The sequence below is a fragment of the Enterobacter cloacae complex sp. P2B genome, assembly GCF_014895985.1.
Taxonomy (GTDB): Bacteria; Pseudomonadota; Gammaproteobacteria; order Enterobacterales; family Enterobacteriaceae; genus Enterobacter; species Enterobacter bugandensis.
This window is the reverse complement of record NZ_JADBQQ010000011.1, coordinates 313220-332323: the sequence shown is the minus strand read 5'-3', so window position 1 is coordinate 332323 and position 19104 is coordinate 313220. Positions and strand designations below refer to the sequence as shown.

Below are 19104 nucleotides of genomic sequence, written 5' to 3'. Positions count from 1 at the left end.
AGTGCGGAGGGGGAAAGCTCTCTTCCCGTGCGGGAAGAGAGCCACAGCTTATTTAATTTCCAGCTCGTTCATTGCAGCGATGTTGAAGCCGCCGTCAACGTGAACCACTTCGCCGGAGATACCTGCGGAAAGGTCAGAGCACAGGAATGCAGCAGAGTTACCCACATCTTCAATGGTAACGGTACGACGAATCGGGGTAACCGCTTCGCAGTGTGCCAGCATTTTACGGAAATCTTTGATGCCGGACGCCGCCAGGGTGCGGATAGGGCCAGCAGAGATGGCGTTAACGCGCACGCCTTCTGGACCCATTGCGTTCGCCATGTAGCGGACGTTGGCTTCCAGAGAGGCTTTCGCCAGGCCCATAACGTTGTAGTTAGGGATAGCACGCTCTGCGCCCAGGTAGGACAGGGTCAGCAGCGCTGCGCCCGGGTTCAGCATTGCGCGGCAAGATTTCGCCATTGCAACGAAGCTGTAGGAGCTGATGTCGTGCGCGATTTTAAAGCCATCACGGGTTACCGCGTTCACGTAGTCGCCGTCCAGCTGGTCGCCAGGAGCGAAGCCGATGGAGTGAACGAAACCGTCGAATTTCGGCCATGCTTTTGCCAGTTCAGCAAACATGCCGTCGATGCTTTCGTCTTGTGCAACGTCACATTCCAGAACAATGCTGGAACCCAGCTGCGCGGCAAACTCTTCAACACGGCCTTTCAGCTTGTCGTTCTGGTAGGTGAACGCCAGCTCAGCGCCTTCGCGATGCATTGCCTGTGCGATGCCGTATGCGATGGACAGTTTGCTGGCAACGCCAGTCACCAGAATGCGCTTACCGGAAAGAAAACCCATAGCTTTAATCCTTATATTCATTGCTTATTTTGCCTTGTAATTCATAGCGTTACAGGCAGTATTTCAAAATCATTCGAAATTAGCTCGAAATTATAGCCCACTCACGGCCCCTTGTGTCACGATATTTCTCGTCGATCTCCGAAGAGGAATGCCCCAAAAGGTGAGGCGCGGGCTGGCGGGGGCTCAAAATTTCAGCATTCGTCCAGTATATCACCCGGCAGCAGCTTCGCCTCATCCAACCAGCAAGGTTCCGCGATTCGTCAGCGGTATTCACACTTTCCTGGCGTTTTCGACGAAACGCGCAACGACAATAAAGAATACCGGGACGAAAAAGATCGCGAGAAGCGTGCCGCTGATCATGCCGCCAAACACCCCGGTGCCGATAGCGTGCTGCGTGCTGTCACTCGCGCCACGCGCCAGCATCAATGGCACCACGCCTAACGTAAAGGCTAACGATGTCATCAGAATAGGGCGCAGACGCTGGCTTGCGGCCTGTATCGTAGCCGCCAGCAGGGGTTGTCCTTCCCGGTGGAGCTGCCTTGCAAACTCGACAATCAGAATAGCGTTCTTGGCGGACAGGCCTATCAGGGTGATAAGACCGACCTTAAAGAAAACATCATTCGTCATGCCCGCAACGGAGACGGCAACTACCGCACCGATAAGCCCCAGGGGAACGACCAGCATGACCGCAAAGGGAATTGACCAGCTCTCATACAGGGCGGCGAGCACCATGAACACGACCAGTATCGACAGAACGATCAGACCCGGGAGCTGAGATTCGGATTTTCTCTCCTGCAATGAGCTCCCGGCCCACTCGCCGGCCATCCCCTGCGGTAAATCCCGTGACAACGTCTCCATGGCCTTCATTGCAGTGCCGCTGGATTTGCCTGGGGCCGCACTGCCGGTAATGCGGATAGCAGAATATCCCTGATAACGCGTCAACTGCTGCGGCGCAACGTTCCAGGAAAGCGTCGCAAACGTAGATACTGGCACCATCTGCCCCATACGGTTTTTTACCGATAATTTCAGGATCTGCTCAGGCTGCATGCGGTAAGGGGCGTCGGCCTGAATAATGACCTGCTGAACACGGCCCTTGTTCGTGTAGTCATTAACGTAGTTCGATCCCATGGTGACCGAGAGCGTCTGGTTGATTTCATCAAATGAAACGCCCAGCGCTTCCGCTTTTTCCCGGTCAATCTGAAGGGCCAGGCTTGTTCCTTCCGGCAGACCGTCTATATACACGTCACTCAGTTCAGGACGTTGATTAGCTTTCACAACCAGCGCATCGGCCGCTCTCTTTAACGCCTCGTAGCCCAGTCCCGCTCTGTCCTGCACGTACCAGGTGAAGCCCGAGGAGGTGCCCATATCCGAAATGGCCGGCGGGAGAAGGCTCATCGTGACGGCATCAGAGACGTTAGCCATGCTGGCCTGTATATGGTCGGCTTCATTCTGTGCGGTCGTACCCTGCCGATCTTTCCAGTCCTTCAGCGTGGTGAAGGCCATGGCCGAATTCGGTCCCGAGCCTGAAAACCCAAATCCCAGAATCATAATGTTGCTTTCAATATCCGGCCGGGCCGCAATTTCCTCTTCAAATTTTTTAACCACTCTCAGGGTGCGCTGCATTGTGGCATCGGAAGGCAGCTGAATTGAGGACATAAAATAGCCCTGATCTTCATCCGGAAGAAAGGACGAGGGCAGCGAAGAAAGCCCCAAACATAGGGCAGCACATAGCGCAACGTACAGCAGCAGCATACGCCCGGTACGTCTCAGCACCGCGCCCAGCCAGGATTCGTACCACGTCGTGAGGGTACGAAAGCGGGCGTTAAACCCTGCCGCGAACCTGCCACCAACGTGCCTTGCTGCGCTGTGAGGCTTAAGTAGCGTCGCGCATAGCGCGGGGGTAAGCGTGAGGGCAAGAAATGCCGATAACAGTATGGAGACAGCCATGGAAATACAAAATTGTCGATAAATAATCCCGACGGATCCTTCGGCGAAACCCATGGGAATAAAGACGGCGGTAAGCACCAGCGTGATCCCGATAATTGCCGGCGTGATTTCTTTCATGGCCTCCCGGGTCGCGTCGCGCGGAGAGAGTTGTTTTTCTTCCATCAGGCGCTCAACGTTCTCCACGACCACAATGGCGTCATCTACGATAATCCCTATCGCCAGAACCATGCCGAACATGGTCAGAATATTGATGGAGTATCCACTCAATAGCATCACCGTGAAGGTGCCAAGCAGTGCGACGGGGGCAACAATCGCCGGGATAAGCGTACAGCGTATTTTATGCAGAAACAGCAGCATTACGAGGAAGACCAGAACCATCGCTTCCACAAATGTCTGCACCACCTTCATGATGGAGAGCTTCACAAAAGGCGCGGTATCGAAGGGAACCGTAAACGTCATTCCTTCCGGCAACACCTGAGAAAGTTCGTCGATGCGTGCGCGTACGCCTGCAGCCGTGCTCATCGCATTGGCGCCAGGCGATAGCTGGACTGCCGCAGCCGTTGCGGGAACCCCATTTTCGCGGATACCGAAAGCGTAGCTTTGCAGGCCGGACTCAATGCGCGCGACGTCGGACAGCTTCAGCCTTGCGCCGGACGCCTCTGATTTCAGAGTAATATTCCTGAAAGCCTCTACGGAAGTGAGTTGCCCCTTCACGGTGATCGGATACGTTACGCCTTGCCCTTCAGATGCCGGTTCATCTCCCGTTTTGCCGGGCGAAACAAGGGCATTTTGCTGGCCAACGGCGGTAAGCACATCGCTAACCGAAAGTCCGTAGCTATGAAGCTTCATCGGGTCCAGCCAGATGCGCAGCGCTTTTTCGCCACCAAACAGCTGAATTTTCCCTACTCCAGGTACGCGGCGAAGCTCGTCGCTTACATGCCGGGCAAAGTAATCGCTTAAATCGGCTTCCTCAAATTTACCGGTGGCGGACTTGAGCCCCACCATCATTAAAAAACCGGAATTGGCCGCCTCGACGTTGATGCCATTTTGCCTTACCGCCTGTGGCAAACGCGGCTCCACAATTTTAATCTGGTTCTGAAGGTCCATCTGCGCCAGCTTGATGTCCGTGCCGGGCTTAAACGTCACGGTAATAGACGCAGAACCGGTTGTGTCACTGGATGATTCGAAGTAAAGCAAATTATCGACGCCAGATATTTCGCGCTCAAGTAACGACACCACCGACGTATTCATAATATCGGGGCTGGCACCCGGGTAGGTGACAGAAATAATAATCCCAGGCGGTGCCACCGCCGGATACTGCGCAACCGGCAGCCGGGGGATAGATAATACACCCGCCAGGACGATAAAAAGCGCCACGACCCAGGCGAAAATGGGACGTTCAATAAAGAAATGAGGCATTAATTTAACTTCCAGATACGTGACTCTTTCAGTGAGTTATTTTGTTCAAGATGGTGTGATGGAGAGTCTACAACTCGCCTGTTTAGCGGACATGGGCGGTTTATGGAGAGAGCGTGGAGCGAAACAACGCGGTTGTTTAAATCATTCTCACGATGAGGTACAACGGTGAACCGCCAAAAAAGAGAATTAAATAACACTCATAGTAAAACACCAAATCGTTGAAATCTGGCGTAACGTTCAGCAGCACAGTGAACGTAATAATGAGATAAACAAAAATCACCATTAGCCAGAAGGCGATGAGAAGTAATTCAGTGAACGCGCCTGCTTTGTTTTGTATTATCAGAGAGACAACCGACAAGGCAATGCAGCCATAGATCATGGGGGAAGAGAGTAGCGTTGCGGCGACTTTCTCATCCATTATATGCATCAATACCAGCCAGGTATAAAGTAATCCCCACGATAGCAGCAGGAAGAGAGAAAATATGCCGATTTTTTTAGGAGAGAAGTATTTCGAAAGTTCCATGCTCATTATCTCAGCCAAATTCAGAAAGCCTTTAAGCGACAGGGGTATTTACCACGTTAAACGAAAGACGGTTTAACTCCGAATAACTATTGTGGACTGACATTGTCGAGTCTTTATTGACTGAATGTGTAGGCTGTATGGAGAAATTGCCGGGCACTTAAATTAATCCAGGAAATTTTCGCGGCCACGGCACTTTTTCCCGGAGCCTGTGTCTTATTGTGCTAAAGATATCTGATAGCGTGCTCAAAGGGATTTCACCCGCGGAGATAAAATGAACAAAAATACTCTAATCCTTGTTGTTGAAGATGAAAACGAAATTGCCGATATACTGATGAGTTACTTAGAGCGTTCTGGGATGAAAACGCTGAGAGCCCGGCAGGGCGAGCAGGCGATAGCGCTTAATCGGCTCCATAAACCGGATCTTATATTGCTGGATATCCATCTGCCCGTATGCGATGGCTGGAGCGTACTCACGACGCTCCGTCAGGAAAGTTCTGTGCCCGTCATTATGGTGTCCGCACTCGATCAGGACGTGGATAAGCTGATGGGGCTCAGGCTTGGCGCGGATGATTACGTCATCAAACCTTTCAACCCTTCCGAAGTGGTCGCGCGGGTTGAAGCCGTGCTGCGCAGAACCAGACCCGCTCTCCAGCAGGCGGGTGCCGTGCCTCTCAGGACGCCTTTTATTACGGTCTACCCGGACGATTTCTACGTTGAGGTCACCGTGGGCGAAGAGGTAGTCTCCCCGGTATTAACGACGACGGAATTTAAACTTCTTACTTACCTGGTGAGATACCCGCGAAAGGTCTGTTCCCGGGAAGAGTTACTTAACGCGTGTCTGCCGGAAGGCGATACGCTCGACAGAACGGTAGACAGCCATATGAGCAAGCTACGTAAAAAGCTGGAGCTTGCAGGCCTTTATGGCGTTCCTGAGAGCATCAGGGGGATGGGCTATCGGCTCGGGGAGAAAAAATGAACAGAGATTCTGTCCTGAGTCGGCAGATCCTAACGTATATGCTGCTGCTGACGTTTATGATCATTGCCATTGCGGTGCTGGGCTCCTGGTTTTTTTACTCTTTTATTCTCGATCACCTCCCCGGCGGTGCCGTTGCGGGCGATGACGAGCAAATGACGATGTGGGACTGGGTGTGGATTGGGACCGCGACAACAATCAGTCTGATAATCGCGATATTTTTAACGATAAAACTTTCTTCACGAATACTCACCCCGTTAAACGCGGTAGCGTCCAGCCTGAGAAAAATTTCTCAGGGCCAGTTGGATGCCCGTGCTTATTGCGCCAGCTCCCGTCTGGGAGAGGTCAATCATCTGGTTACGGATTTCAATGAAATGGCGGAAAAACTCCAGACGCTGGATATTCAGAGGAAATCCTGGAATGCCGCCATTGCCCATGAGCTGAGAACCCCGGTCACGATTTTACGCGGACGGCTTCAGGGGCTGGTTGACGGCGTTTTTGAGCCGGATCCGCTGCTTTTTAATAATCTTCTCAAGCAGACTGAGGGGTTAACCCGTTTGATTGAAGATCTTCGGGTGATCAGCTCTGACGGCGGGGCGGGTTATACGCTGTATAAATCCAGAACGGACCTCAAAGGCACAATCCAGGATGCGCTTGATACTTTCATGCCCGAGTTCAAGCACAATCAGTTTGTGATTAAAACAGAGTTGAGTGAACAGCGATGCGTGTTCGATCCGTTGCGCATCAATCAGTGTCTGGCCGTTCTGTTTGACAACGCATTACATTATTCAACTTCGCAAAAACTCATCGTAAAAAATGGCGTCTCTGATAAAGGCAATTATATCCTTATTGAGGATGGCGGGCCGGGCATTCCCAGGGAATTTCATGATTTCTTATTTCAACCTTTCCAGCGGGATAAAGGTGCCAGAGATGTTAATCCCGAAGGATGTGGTTTAGGCTTATCGGTGGTAAAAGCCATCATGCTGGCTCATGGTGGCGATGTAACGTATACCTTATCGAAGCAAAACCACTCCCTGTTCAAACTGACCTGGCCCGATGCCTGAGCCCTGGCGGCAGGTCAGCCTGGCCTGCCCGCCGATAGCGGCAACTGCCATATATCGCCTAACTTTGTATCCCATTCCAGAGGGGTAATTCGCAATTTGCCCCGTTTTGGGCTTAAGGTTATTTCACTGAAGTAAATTTCATCGCTTTTCAACATGAGGTCAACGCGGCAGTAGTCAAGACCCTTCGCCAGCTCCTGAGCGGCCAGCAGAGCCTCACGGAACAATTTCGGCTCGCCGGGCGCGACCGGCGTATTAGGATATTCCATCTGGAAGGGCTGTAAATTCCAGTGTCGGTCGTAAACGTTGATAAACTCTCTGCCGTGGTCATCTGTAAAATCGGCCTCAACATAGTGTGCGACGCCGTGAAAACAGTGAATTCTCAGCATTTCCGGCGTGCTGTTCCTGTCCGCATTATTGAAAAGATCGACATAGGGCTCACACAGTATAACGGGTGTAATATTTTTGTACTGCCACTCGCGCGTGGTGTAATACAAATTCTTCTTTAATGCGAGAGTGAGCTTTTTTCGGGCCTGCCGGTAATTGAACTGGTCTTTGTTTGTACAGATTATTGTGCTTCCACTGTCATGATTGCACTTAAGGACGAATTGATCGGGCAGTGTTGAAAAATCGATATGCGAAAACCTGCGGTATACACCAATCAATGGCACCGCTTTTACTCGCGTTGTTCTGGACGCAACGTATTCGCGGACGGCGAGTTTATCGGCAAGCATTGTGTAGAGATTATTATGGTCATAGACCAGACGATGACATATTTTTTCACTCAACGTAGTGGGTGATTTAATGTCAGGGGTTATGCCTGATGTCTTTTTGAGTTTTGCAGTATGAAAATTGAGGTCCGTCATGAAATATGAACGGCATTTTCTGATGAGATACTCCGTATATTTTAGAACATATGTGGTGGTGTTCATTTCTTCTCCTCCGTAATGTCCCGGTATTCTGGAGAAGAACTATTGATGGATATTGCTTAAAATATGGAGCAGGGATGGAGACAAAAAATAAAAGGATTAAATAGCGCACGCAGGCTATTTAATCCTTATTTGAGCGGAGCAATCCGTGTTCACCGCCGCGCTTAACGGTCTTTTCTCCACGCATCGGCGGTCAATGCTTCACCGAAATGCCCGGCAATTAGCCTTTTCGTCAGCTCATGAAGCGGGGAGGCCATCACATCCGCCGTGCTGCCGCGCTCGACGACTTCCCCCTGGTGCATGACCATTACCTGATCGCTGATGTGCTTCATCATCCCCAGATGCTGGGTGACGTAGATGTAGGAGATACCCTGCTTTTCCTGTAATTCGAGCATCAGGTTAATCAGCTGCGAACGCATCGACATATCCAGCGAGGCAAGCGCTTCGTCTGCAACGATCACTTTCGGGCGCAGAATCAACGCGCGGGCCAGACCCAGACGCTGTTTCTGACCGGGAGCCAGCATATGCGGGTAGTAGCTTTCGTGATCCGGTAACAGCCCAACCATACGCAGTGTTTCGAAGATACGCTTGCGGCGCGCCTCTGGCTCCAGTTCGGTATTCAGACGCAGAGGGAAATCAAGGATCTGCGAAATGCGCTGGCGTGGATTAAGCGAGGTAGACGGATCCTGGAAGATCATGCGGATGCGCTGGCTGCGGAAAGAGTAATCGCCAAACTGCAGAGGATGATCGTCAATCAACACTTCTCCAGCAGTGGGCTCGACCATGCCGGCAAGCATTTTCGCCAGCGTGGATTTGCCGGAGCCGTTTTCGCCGATGATCGCCAGCGTCTGTTTTTCACGCAGGGTAAAACTCAGCGGCTTAACCGCTTCGACAGTCTGACGATGAAACAGCCCCGTGCGATAGCGAAAGGTCTTACTCAGATTGCGGACTTCCAGCAAGGTTTCGACCATTTCACTCTCTCTCCATGTTCAGCGGGAAATGACAGGCGTAAAGATGATTTTTGGCGCCGGTCAGGCGCGGCGTCTCGATACATTTACGCTGAGCATACGGACAACGCGGCCCCAGACGACAGCCTATCGGCAACGATTCCAGCAGCGGAATCGCTCCGGGCAGGGTATTCAGACGGCTCTTGTGCGGCATGGCGCTGCCAAAATCAGGAATGGCGCGGATAAGCGCCTGCGTATATGGATGGTGCGGCGCGGCGATCAGCTCCTCACTCGGGGCAGTTTCGACCGTTTGCCCGCAGTACATTACGTCAATTTTATCCGCCCATTTGCTGAGCATTTGCAGGTCATGGCTGATCAGCAAAATGGTGGTGTTATTGTTCTGGTTCAGGCGCGACAGCAGGCGGAAAATTTGTGCCTGGGTGGTCGGCTCCATCGCGTTGGTGGGTTCATCCGCAATCAGCAAACGCGGCTGATTAGCCAGGGCGATGGCAATCATCACCTTCTGGCATTCACCGTCGGTCAGCTCATACGGGAAGCTGCGCATCGCGTCTTTATGGTCTTTGATCCCGACGCGGTGTAATAGCTCAATGGCGCGGCGCTTGCGCCAGCCGAAACGCTGCCACCAGCGGCCTTTATAAGTCCAGCCGGGAATGTTCTGCATCAGCTGTTTGCCTACGCGCTCGGACGGATCGAGGCAGGACTGTGGCTCCTGGAAAATCATCGAGACGTTATGGCCGACCAGCTTGCGACGCTCGCGCGGGGAGAGGCGCAGCAGGTCTATATCGTCGAACCGCATGCGGTCGGCGGTCACGCGCCAGTTGTCTTTCGCCACGCCGCAGATCGCTTTGGCGATCAGGCTTTTTCCCGAACCAGATTCACCCACCAGCCCGCGAATCTCGCCCTCGGCGAGAGTAATGCTGATGCGATCGACGGCTTTAACCCAGCCTTCACCGGTTTTGAATTCAATGGTGAGGTTGCGAATATCAAGAAGCGGCATTATTGCACCCCCGCGTTAATTGCACGGCGAATACCATCGCCCAGCAGGTTGATCAGCAACACGCTTACCATAATCGCCGCCCCCGGCAGCATAACCGTCCACGGCGCCACGTAGATTAGCTCCAGCGCGTCACCGAGCATCGCACCCCATTCAGGGGACGGCAGCTGCGCACCGAGGTCGAGGAACCCGAGCGCAGCGATGTCCAGAATCGCCATCGACAGCGCGCGGGTGATCTCGGTGACCAGCCCGGCGGCGATGTTTGGCAGAACGGCAAACCACAGAATATTGAAGGTCGTCGCGCCGTCCAGACGGGCCGCAACGACATACTCTTTTTCCAGCTCGTCATGCACCATGCTGTAAACCGAGCGCACGATGCGGGGGAGGATAGCCAGCCAGACGGCGAACATGGCATGCGACAGATGCGGACCGGCAAAGGCAACCACAATGATTGCCAGCAGCAGAGACGGAATCGACAGCAGCGTGTCCAGAATGTGGTTCAGCACCGCCGAGCGCAGGCCATGCGTGGAGCCCGCGAAAATACCGAGCGCCAGTCCACAGAGCGTCGCCGCGAGCGTCACGACAAACGCGCCGCCCACCGTCGGGGCTGCCCCGCTTAACAGACGGCTCAATACGTCGCGTCCGAGATCGTCAGTGCCGAGGAAGAATGAGACTTCGCCGTAGCGTGACCAGGAAGGCGGTAGCAGCTGATAGCCAAGGAACTGCTGATCAATGCCATAAGGCGCAAACCACGAACCAAAGAGGCAAAGCAATACCAGACCGGCGCAGCCATAAAGGCCGATCATTGCCGTGGTGTCACCATAGAACTTTCGCCACACGGTACGCAGCGCACCGGGCGTGCGCTTTTCACTGTAAACGTTATCGTAAGGCATACCATTCCTTATGCTTCAATGGGTTAGCCATCGCACCCAAAATATCGGACAACACGTTAACAATAATGACCAGCGAACCAATCACCATCACACCCGCTGAGATAGCAGCATAATCCTGCTGACGGATGGCGTTAATCAGCCAGCGTCCCAGCCCGGGCCAGCTAAAGACCATCTCGGTGATCATGGCCAGCGTAAGCATGGTGGAAAACTGCAGCCCCAGGCGCGGAATTACCGGCGGCAGAGCGTTGTGCAGGACGTTGCGGCGCAGTATGGTCAGGCGCGACAATCCGCGCGTGGCGGCAGCTTTGACATAGTTCTGCTCAAACACCTCGATGGTGCTCAGGCGCATCAGACGGATCACCTCGGTTGTCGGCGCAACCGCCAGCGTCAGCACCGGCAGTACCATATGACGCAGGGCGCTGACGATCATCTCATGGCGCCAGACGGAATCGGACAGCCAGGCGTCAATGATGGCAAAACCCGTTACCGTTTTAACCGTATAGAGCAGGTCAAAACGGCCAGAGACCGGTAGCCAACCCATCGTCAGCGAGAAGAACAGCGTCAGCAGCAGCGCCAGCCAGAATACCGGGATAGAGAAGCCGAGCAGGGCAAGGGCGCTGATAAACTTATCCTGCCATTTGTTGCGGTAGATCCCGGCCAGCATGCCCACGGGAATACCTACCATCAGGGCAAAGCCGAAGGCCAGAATGCACAGCTCCATCGTGGCCGGGAAAACCTCTTTTAGCTGATCGGAGATAAGCTGCCCGTTGATGCTCGACACGCCGAAATCCCAGTGCAGCAGCCCGTTAAACCAGAACAGCCAGGCATCCCACAGCGACGAGCCCTGTAGAGGGGCGTGGGGTGTGAAATAGCTCAGGCTGAAGCCGACAAAGTTCAGGAAAAAGAGCGTCACCAGCAGTAAAAGGAGCCGACGCAAGGTAAAAATAATCATGGTTTTTTCACCTCTTGTTCTTTTTCACGCGATACGCCGGCGAACGAGGCGTTGCCGAACGGGCTCAGCACCAGGCCTTTAATATCATAGCGGTAGGCCTGAAGGCGCAGGGAAGAGGCCAGCGGAAGCACCGGCAGTTCCTGAGCGAGTATCTTTTGCGCTTCATCGTAAGCGTCAATGCGCGAGGCCAGCTGTTGGGAAGAGAGCGCTTTTTGCAGCACGGCGTCGAACTCCCGGTTACACCAGTGGGCGTAGTTGGTCTGCGAATTTATCGCAGCACAGCTCAGCAGCGGCCGGAAGAAGCTGTCCGGATCGTTACTGTCAGTAGCCCAGCCTGTCAGGGTGAGGTCGTGATTCATATCCATCAGGCGCGCCTCCTGGAAACGGCCCTCAACCGGTACGATGATCACCTTGACGCCCACCTGCGCCATATCCGCCTGCAGCAGTTCAGCGGTTTTCAGCGGGCTCGGGTTCCACGCCTGGGAGCTGGTGGGCACCCAAAGCTGGAGCGTCAGGTTTTCCGCGCCCAGCGCTTTCAGTTGTTCACGCGCTTTTGCCGGATTGTATTCCGTAATTTTAGCCTCACCGTCGTAGGCCCACGAGGCGCGCGGTAAAATTGAGGCGGCGGTTTCCGCCGTGCCGTAGTAGATCGACTGCATCAGACGCTGGTTGTTGATCGCCAGCGCCAGAGCGTGACGTACGGCAGGATTGTTCAGCGGCGGCTTATCGGTGTTAAAGGCCAGATAAGCGATGTTCATCCCCGGGCGTAACGTCAGACGCAGACGCGGATCGTCGCGCAGAATGGTGAGCTGGCTGGCAGCGGGCCAGGCGAGCACGTCGCATTCCCCGGTGAGCAGTTTCGAGAGCCGTCCCGTTCCGCCAGACCCGAGATCGATCACCACCTGCGGCATCAGCGGCGTACCGCGCCAGAAATGTTCGTGGCGCTGCAGGCGAATATATTGCCCCGCTCGGTATTCGGCCAGCTGGAATGGACCGGTACCCACCGGCTGGCGGTCGAGCAGCTCCTGACGATCTTTTTTCGTCAGCTTCGCCGCGTATTCGGCGGACATAACGGACGCATAGTGGGTCGCCAGGTGCCAGAGGAAGGAGGCATCCGGGCGCGTCAGCGTAAATTCAACCGTCCGGCTGTCCAGCTTGCGCACGCTTTTAACGGTGTCGGCAAACTGCAGGCTGTCGAAATAGGGGAAATTATCCCCGTTAACGTTATGCCACGGGTGGTTACGGTTAAAGATACGCTGGAAGGTGAAGACCACGTCATCCGCGTTCAGCTTGCGCGTAGGGGTAAACCACGGCGTACGCTGAAACGCGACATCATCGCGCAGGCGAAAACGGTAGGTTGCACCGTTATCCAGGACTTCCCAGCTTTCCGCAAGTTCAGGCACCAGGCGATAGGTGTACGGGTCGACATCAAGCAGACGGTCGTAAAGCTGCGCGGCGAGCGTATCCACAATCAGCCCGCTGCCCGCTTTTTGCGGGTTGAAGGTGTCCACCTGGCCACTTACGCAATAGACGAAGCCGCTGTCACGAATGTCAGGCTGCGTAGACTGCCCGGGCGCAGCAAACGCCAGGCCGCTGAACAGACCGAGTGCAAAAAAGGACGATAAAACCAGACGCATAATTTTTAAGGTTTTTAGGTTCGATCTGCAAAGTGTATCGCACTTACGCCTGCTTCGTAAAAATGTCTGCGGGTAAGTGCCGATATTGTCAGCGCATTTGATGCTTTTTAAGCAATGCCCGTAACTGATGGTAGGTCAGGCCCAGGAGTTCGGCCGCGCGTTTCTGGTTATATTTCGCCGCCTTCAGGCTTTGCTCCAGCAGCTGTTGCTCCTGCTCGTGCTGGAACTGGCGCAAATCAAGGGGCAGCGCGGGAGTATCGCCTGACGATGACGGGGAGGAAACCGGCGGCGCATTGCGCTGAAAAGGATCGATAATGATATTGTCCAGCTCCGTCTCGCTGCTGCCGTGGCGGTAAACAGAACGCTCCACAACGTTCTTCAGTTCGCGGATATTTCCCGGCCAGCGGTAGGCCAGAAGCGTCTCCCGCGCATGATCGCTGAAGCCGGGGAAAAGAGGGAGACCGAGCTCGCGGCACATCTGAATCGCAAATTGTTGAGCAAGCAGCATGATGTCGCTTCTCCTGTCGCGCAGGGGCGGAAGCTGAACGACGTCAAAGGCCAGGCGGTCAAGCAGATCGGCACGGAATTTCTCCTCCGCAACCATCTCCGGCAGATTGGCGTTGGTGGCGCAGACCAGGCGCACGTTAACCTGCAGCGGCTGGCTGCCGCCGACGCGCTCCAGTTCACCATACTCAATCACGCGTAGCAGCTTTTCCTGCACCAGCATCGGCGCGGTGGCGAGTTCATCAAGGAACAGGGTGCCGCCGTCGGCGCGCTCAAAACGTCCCGGATGGCGCTTTTGAGCGCCGGTAAACGCGCCCGCCTCGTGGCCGAACAGCTCGGTGTCGAGCAGGTTTTCATTCAGCGCCGCACAGTTTAGAGAAATGAAGGGGCCGTCCCAGCGTCCGGATAAATAGTGCAGACGGTTGGCAATCAGTTCCTTACCCGTGCCGCGCTCGCCGATAATGAGTACCGGTTTGTTGAGCGGCGCAAGGCGAGAAACCTGTTCCAGCACCTCAAGAAAGCTGTTGGCTTCGCCGAGTAAGTTATCTTTGTATTGAGCCATGATGAAATTAACCACTCCTTAGCGATATTCACCAGGTCAGCATAGTTCTGTGCTGAATAAAAATCAATCACGCCGTGTAAAATCAATAAGATAAAAAACTGGCACGGAAATTGTATTGTCAGTACAGCAGGGCATAGCCCGATAACAGAACTATGAGGATTTGATTATGGGTATTTTTTCTCGTTTTGCCGACATCGTGAACGCCAACATCAACTCACTGCTGGAGAAAGCAGAAGATCCGCAGAAGCTGGTGCGCCTGATGATTCAGGAGATGGAAGACACGCTGGTTGAAGTGCGTTCTACCTCCGCCCGTGCGCTGGCTGAGAAAAAGCAGTTAACGCGCCGTATCGAGCAGGCCACCGCTCAGCTCAATGAATGGCAGGAAAAGGCGGAACTCGCCCTGCGCAAAGATAAAGAAGATCTTGCTCGCGCGGCGTTAATTGAAAAGCAGAAGCTGGCGGACATGATCGCTACGCTGGAGCATGAAGTCACGCTGGTGGAAGACACGCTCACCCGCATGAAAAAAGAGATTGGTGAGCTCGAAAATAAACTGAGCGAAACCCGCGCGCGTCAGCAGGCGCTGACCCTGCGTCATCAGGCGGCAAGCTCTTCCCGCGACGTGCGTCGTCAGCTGGACAGTGGCAAGCTGGATGAGGCCATGGCGCGTTTTGAGTCATTCGAGCGTCGTATCGACCAGATGGAAGCGGAAGCAGAGAGCCACGGCATCGGTAAGCAAAAGTCGCTGGATCAACAGTTTGCCGATCTGAAAGCGGACGATGAAATCAGCGAGCAGCTGGCGGCATTGAAAGCCAAAATGAAGCAAGATAACCAATAATAATGTTGCGGCACCTGAGCGTGCCGCTAAGCATCCGACGACAAGGAGTACACATGAGCGCGCTTTTCCTGGCCATTCCCCTGACGATTTTCGTGCTGTTTGTTTTGCCGATTTGGCTATGGCTGCACTACAGCAACCGTTCTTCAGGGAACGATTTATCCCAGAGCGAACAACAACGTCTTGCGCAGCTTACCGACCAGGCTAACAAGATGCGCGATCGCATTCAGGCGCTGGAAGCAATCCTGGATGCAGAACATCCTAACTGGAGGGACCGTTAATGTCAGGACTGAATCTGAACAAAAAATTGTGGCGAATTCCACAGCAGGGCATGGTGCGCGGCGTTTGCGCCGGGCTGGCCCATTATCTCGACGTTCCGGTAAAGCTGGTTCGTGTGGTCACGGTGCTGTCGATATTTTTCGGCCTGGCGTTTATCACTTTCGTGGCCTACATCGTGCTGTCGTTTGTACTTGACCCGATGCCGGAAGGCGAACTGGCTGCGGAAGGCGCGCCTACCAGTAACGATCTTCTCAATGCGGTTGACGATCTGCTGGCTGAAGGGGAGAAGCGGTTACGTGAAATGGAACGCTATGTCACATCCGATACCTTTACGCTGAGAAGTCGTTTTCGTCAGCTTTAAGAGAGAATATACATGAAGAAAAACTGGCAACAGGCCGGTCAGAAGGTAAAACCCGGCCTGAAAATCGCAGGTAAACTGGTTCTGATGACGGCGTTACGTTACGGCCCGGCAGGTGTGGCGGGCTGGGCGATCAAATCTGTTGCCCGCAAGCCGGTCAGAATGTTGCTGGCCGTGGCGCTTGAACCTCTGTTGCAAAAAGCGGCAAAGCGGCTGTCACGCCGCTACTTATCCCGATAATTCACGCTCGCGTTAGCCCTTTCTCTCCCCGGAAGGGCTAACGACATTTCATCCCTTTCCCTCACTTTCTTTGCGGCAGCTCACATTACTGCACAGAGCTGCTTTGTAATTGCGTTTTTCAGCCTCCCGGTTCGTTGACAGATATTTTTCAGGGGAGTAGATTGCCCTTCGTGGGACCGCTACCATGGAAAATAATGTGAACGCAAAAATTAAAAAACTTATCAATCATATTTACGGTGAATCATTTTCTGAAGCACATTTTAAAGTGTTATTAACAAAGCTTGAACAAGCTGCTGTTGATATTACAGAAAAGCGTAAATCAGGCTGGGATGAAAAAGATGTCGTTCTGATCACCTACGCCGATCAGTTCTCCGCGAAAGGGGAGAAAGCGTTGCCGGTATTTACCCGCTTTTATAATGAGTGGCTTGCTCGCACGTTTTCCCATGTCCACCTTTTACCTTTTTATCCGTGGTCCTCTGATGACGGATTTTCCGTTATTGATTACCACAACGTTGCGCCTGAAACCGGGACCTGGCAAGACGTTGCTGATCTAAAACAGTCTGCCAGCTTAATGTTTGATTTCGTCTGCAACCATATGTCAGCAAAAAGTGAATGGTTTGCTAATTATCTTGCGCAGAAACCTGGCTACGAAGATTTCTTTATTGCTGTCGATCCAGAAACTGATTTATCTGCGGTGACGCGTCCTCGCGCATTACCGTTGCTGACGCCATTTACGCTGCATGATGGCAGCGTGCGTCATCTTTGGACCACCTTCAGCGATGACCAGATCGATCTCAACTTCGCCTCGCCTCAGGTGCTGATTGCAATGGTTGACGTGCTGCTCCATTACCTGGCGGAAGGGGCGCGTTATATCCGTCTGGACGCCGTCGGATTTATGTGGAAGATCCCTGGAACAAGCTGCATCCATCTGGAACAGACTCACTGCCTTATCCAGCTTTTCCGTGCTATTACCGAGGCCGTGGCGCCGGGTACCGTGATCATTACTGAGACGAACGTTCCGCATAAGGACAATATCTCTTATTTCGGTGACGGTGAAAATGAAGCTCAGATGGTCTACCAGTTCTCCTTGCCGCCGCTGGTGCTGCATGCTGTGCACCGTCAGGATGTTAACGCTCTCTGTCAGTGGGCGGGATCGCTGGCGCTGCCTTCAACAAAAACGACCTGGTTCAATTTCCTGGCGTCTCATGACGGTATCGGTCTGAACCCACTGCGCGGCATTCTGCCGGAATCAGAAATCCTCGCACTGGTTGAGAAACTTCAGCAGGAAGGGGCGCTGGTCAACTGGAAAAATAATCCTGACGGTACGCGCAGTCCTTACGAAATTAATGTGACCTATCTTGACGCGTTAAGCGCGCAAAACAGTTCAGATGATGAACGCATTGCGCGCTTTATTCTGGCGCATGCGGTGCTGTTAAGTTTCCCGGGTGTACCTGCCGTGTATATTCAAAGTATTCTTGGCTCCCGTAACGATTATGAAGGGGTCGAGCGCCTCGGCTATAACCGCGCGATAAACCGCAAGAAATATACTGCCGGTCAGGTTGATCTCGAACTTAATAATAAAAATAGCATTCGTCATAAAATTTATTCCCGTTTAAGCGAGTTTATTGCGATTCGTCGTGGGGAAAGTGCGTTTCACCCTGATGCCCAGGCATTTTTTGAATCACTGGATGAACAAATTCTTAAAATTGTTCGCGTGGCTGAAAACGGTGAGAGAATTACAGCCCTGTTTAATTTTAGTAATAACGTTCATACCGTTTATGGGGACACGCTTACTGGTATGGAATTACTATCAGGACAAGCTGTTAGCGGTAAAGAGTTGACCCTCAATCCATGGCAGGTTATGTGGATTAAAGAAAACTAAAAAGGACCCTAAAATGAAAATGCCCAAAATTGTGCTGTTATCAGCACTGGTTTCGTGCGCCCTGTTATCAGGCTGTAAAGATGATAAAGCGTCTGCCGTGACCATTGAGTTCATGCACTCGTCAGTAGAGCAGGAGCGCCAGGCGGTTATTACGAAACTGATCGAAAAATTCGAGAAAGAAAACCCCGGCATTACGGTGAAGCAGGTGCCGGTGGAAGAAGATGCCTACAACACCAAAGTGATTACGCTCGCCAGAACGGGCGCGCTGCCTGAAGTGATTGAAGTCAGCCATGATTACGCGAAAGTCATGGATAAGGAACAACTGCTGGATCGCAAGGCTATCGGTGAAGCCATTGAAGCGGTAGGCGAAAAGACCTTCTATGACGGGATCCTGCGCGTTGTGCGTACTGAAGACGGCACAGCCTGGACAGGGGTGCCGATGAGCGCCTGGCTGTCCGGCATCTGGTATCACAAAGATGTGCTTGCCGCTGCGGGTATTCAGGAACCGCATAACTGGGAACAGCTGCTGAAAGCCAGCCAGAAGCTTAACGACCCGGCCAACAAACATTACGGTATTGCGCTGCCCACCGCGGAAAGCGTCATGACCGAGCAGGCGTTCTCCCAGTTTGCACTTTCCGGCGGCGCGAACGTTTTTGATGCCAACGGAAACGTTGAAATTGACACCCCTGAAATGGCGAAAGCGCTGGCGTTCTATAAAGCGCTGGCCGCGACCACCATGCCGGGCTCGAACGACGTCATGGAGATCAAAGATGCCTTCATGAACGGTTCTGCACCGATGGCCGTCTATTCCACCTACATCCTGCCGGCGGTATTCCAGGATGGTAATCCTGCCAACCTTGGCTTCGTTGTCCCGACAGAAAAGTCCTCTGCCGTTTATGGCATGGTCACCTCGTTGACGATCACCAGCGGACAAACCGAAGAAGAAACGCAAGCGGCTGAAAAGTTTGTGACGTGGATGGAGCAGGCTCAAAACGCAACCGACTGGGTCATGATGTCGCCGGGCGCGGCGCTGCCGGTGAACACGCTGGTCGTAGGAACGGATACCTGGAAAAACAACGAGGTGATTAAAGCGTTTGGGCAACTGCCTTATGAACTGATCGCCCAATTCCCGAACGTACAGGTGTTTGGTGCTGTCGGCGACAAAAACTTCACGCGCATGGGCGATGTGACAGGGTCCGGCATTATCAGCTCCATGGTGCATAACGTCACCGTGGGTAAACAAGATCTCAGCGCAACGCTTAGCAAGAGCCAGACGCGACTGACTGACCTGATTTCACAACGATAGGAGCGCTC

18 protein-coding genes are annotated in these 19104 nt (G+C 53.4%); 8 read left to right on the top strand and 10 right to left on the bottom strand.

Features of this window, described 5'->3' with window-relative positions:
- Window positions 1-48: 48 nt before the first annotated feature.
- From fabI to IM313_RS11655, 3 genes are all read right to left on the bottom strand, one after another.
- Window positions 49-837, bottom strand: a complete 789-nt coding sequence (gene fabI / locus IM313_RS11665) for an enoyl-ACP reductase FabI (protein WP_003856831.1) — start codon at window positions 835-837, stop codon at window positions 49-51.
- A gap of 270 nt (window positions 838-1107) precedes the next feature.
- Window positions 1108-4203 (bottom strand): multidrug efflux RND transporter permease subunit, encoded by a 3096-nt coding sequence (locus tag IM313_RS11660; RefSeq protein ID WP_192971165.1) that lies wholly within the window; start codon window positions 4201-4203, stop codon window positions 1108-1110.
- Window positions 4204-4339: 136 nt separating this feature from the next.
- The gene (locus IM313_RS11655; RefSeq protein WP_192971164.1) at window positions 4340-4726 is read right to left on the bottom strand and encodes a transporter; all 387 of its coding nucleotides are present in this window, start codon (window positions 4724-4726) and stop codon (window positions 4340-4342) included.
- Window positions 4727-4997: 271 nt separating this feature from the next.
- Between IM313_RS11655 and IM313_RS11650 the strand changes: the two genes are divergently transcribed.
- Together IM313_RS11650 and IM313_RS11645 are read left to right on the top strand one after the other, a co-directional pair.
- Entirely contained in the window at window positions 4998-5702 is a 705-nt protein-coding gene (locus IM313_RS11650; protein WP_028013388.1) for a response regulator, read from the top strand.
- Window positions 5699-6763, top strand: coding sequence for an ATP-binding protein (locus tag IM313_RS11645; protein ID WP_192971163.1), 1065 nt, complete (start codon window positions 5699-5701; stop codon window positions 6761-6763). The genes IM313_RS11650 and IM313_RS11645 overlap by 4 nt, the downstream gene beginning before the upstream one ends.
- A gap of 14 nt (window positions 6764-6777) precedes the next feature.
- Here IM313_RS11645 and IM313_RS11640 read toward each other — a convergent pair whose 3' ends face one another.
- The 7 genes from IM313_RS11640 to pspF all read right to left on the bottom strand — a co-directional run bounded on the left by IM313_RS11640 (window position 6778) and on the right by pspF (window position 14214).
- The gene (locus IM313_RS11640) at window positions 6778-7692 is read right to left on the bottom strand and encodes an ATP-grasp fold amidoligase family protein (protein ID WP_028013386.1); all 915 of its coding nucleotides are present in this window, start codon (window positions 7690-7692) and stop codon (window positions 6778-6780) included.
- Between the two features lie 161 nt (window positions 7693-7853).
- Window positions 7854-8660, bottom strand: a complete 807-nt coding sequence (gene sapF, locus IM313_RS11635; RefSeq protein WP_028013385.1) for a putrescine export ABC transporter ATP-binding protein SapF — start codon at window positions 8658-8660, stop codon at window positions 7854-7856.
- Window position 8661: 1 nt separating this feature from the next.
- Complete coding sequence (gene sapD / locus IM313_RS11630) at window positions 8662-9654, bottom strand: putrescine export ABC transporter ATP-binding protein SapD (protein ID WP_028013384.1); 993 nt, start codon at window positions 9652-9654, stop codon at window positions 8662-8664.
- The gene (gene sapC, locus IM313_RS11625; RefSeq protein WP_028013383.1) at window positions 9654-10544 is read right to left on the bottom strand and encodes a putrescine export ABC transporter permease SapC; all 891 of its coding nucleotides are present in this window, start codon (window positions 10542-10544) and stop codon (window positions 9654-9656) included. The genes sapD and sapC overlap by 1 nt, the downstream gene beginning before the upstream one ends.
- Window positions 10531-11496: a putrescine export ABC transporter permease SapB gene (sapB, locus tag IM313_RS11620; protein ID WP_028013382.1), complete on the bottom strand. Its 966-nt coding sequence runs from the start codon at window positions 11494-11496 to the stop codon at window positions 10531-10533. Before sapB ends, sapC begins: the two co-directional genes overlap by 14 nt.
- Entirely contained in the window at window positions 11493-13133 is a 1641-nt protein-coding gene (gene sapA, locus IM313_RS11615) for an ABC transporter substrate-binding protein SapA (protein WP_192971162.1), read from the bottom strand. Before sapA ends, sapB begins: the two co-directional genes overlap by 4 nt.
- 88 nt (window positions 13134-13221) lie before the next feature.
- On the bottom strand, window positions 13222-14214 hold the full coding sequence (pspF, locus tag IM313_RS11610; RefSeq protein ID WP_162497080.1) for a phage shock protein operon transcriptional activator: 993 nt from the start codon (window positions 14212-14214) through the stop codon (window positions 13222-13224).
- A 151-nt stretch (window positions 14215-14365) separates the two neighbouring features.
- Between pspF and pspA the strand changes: the two genes are divergently transcribed.
- The 6 genes from pspA to IM313_RS11580 all read left to right on the top strand — a co-directional run bounded on the left by pspA (window position 14366) and on the right by IM313_RS11580 (window position 19096).
- Window positions 14366-15034, top strand: coding sequence for a phage shock protein PspA (pspA, locus tag IM313_RS11605; RefSeq protein WP_028013379.1), 669 nt, complete (start codon window positions 14366-14368; stop codon window positions 15032-15034).
- A 53-nt stretch (window positions 15035-15087) separates the two neighbouring features.
- Window positions 15088-15312, top strand: coding sequence for an envelope stress response membrane protein PspB (pspB, locus tag IM313_RS11600; protein WP_028013378.1), 225 nt, complete (start codon window positions 15088-15090; stop codon window positions 15310-15312).
- Window positions 15312-15671, top strand: a complete 360-nt coding sequence (pspC, locus tag IM313_RS11595) for an envelope stress response membrane protein PspC (RefSeq protein WP_049001098.1) — start codon at window positions 15312-15314, stop codon at window positions 15669-15671. Before pspB ends, pspC begins: the two co-directional genes overlap by 1 nt.
- Window positions 15672-15683: 12 nt before the next feature.
- Complete coding sequence (gene pspD / locus IM313_RS11590; RefSeq protein ID WP_028013376.1) at window positions 15684-15908, top strand: phage shock protein PspD; 225 nt, start codon at window positions 15684-15686, stop codon at window positions 15906-15908.
- Window positions 15909-16092: 184 nt separating this feature from the next.
- Window positions 16093-17790: a sugar phosphorylase gene (locus IM313_RS11585; RefSeq protein ID WP_028013375.1), complete on the top strand. Its 1698-nt coding sequence runs from the start codon at window positions 16093-16095 to the stop codon at window positions 17788-17790.
- Between the two features lie 13 nt (window positions 17791-17803).
- Window positions 17804-19096 carry an ABC transporter substrate-binding protein gene (locus IM313_RS11580; protein ID WP_041909679.1) on the top strand — a complete coding sequence of 431 codons (1293 nt, stop codon included), beginning with the start codon at window positions 17804-17806 and terminating at the stop codon, window positions 19094-19096.
- Window positions 19097-19104 lie beyond the last annotated feature (8 nt).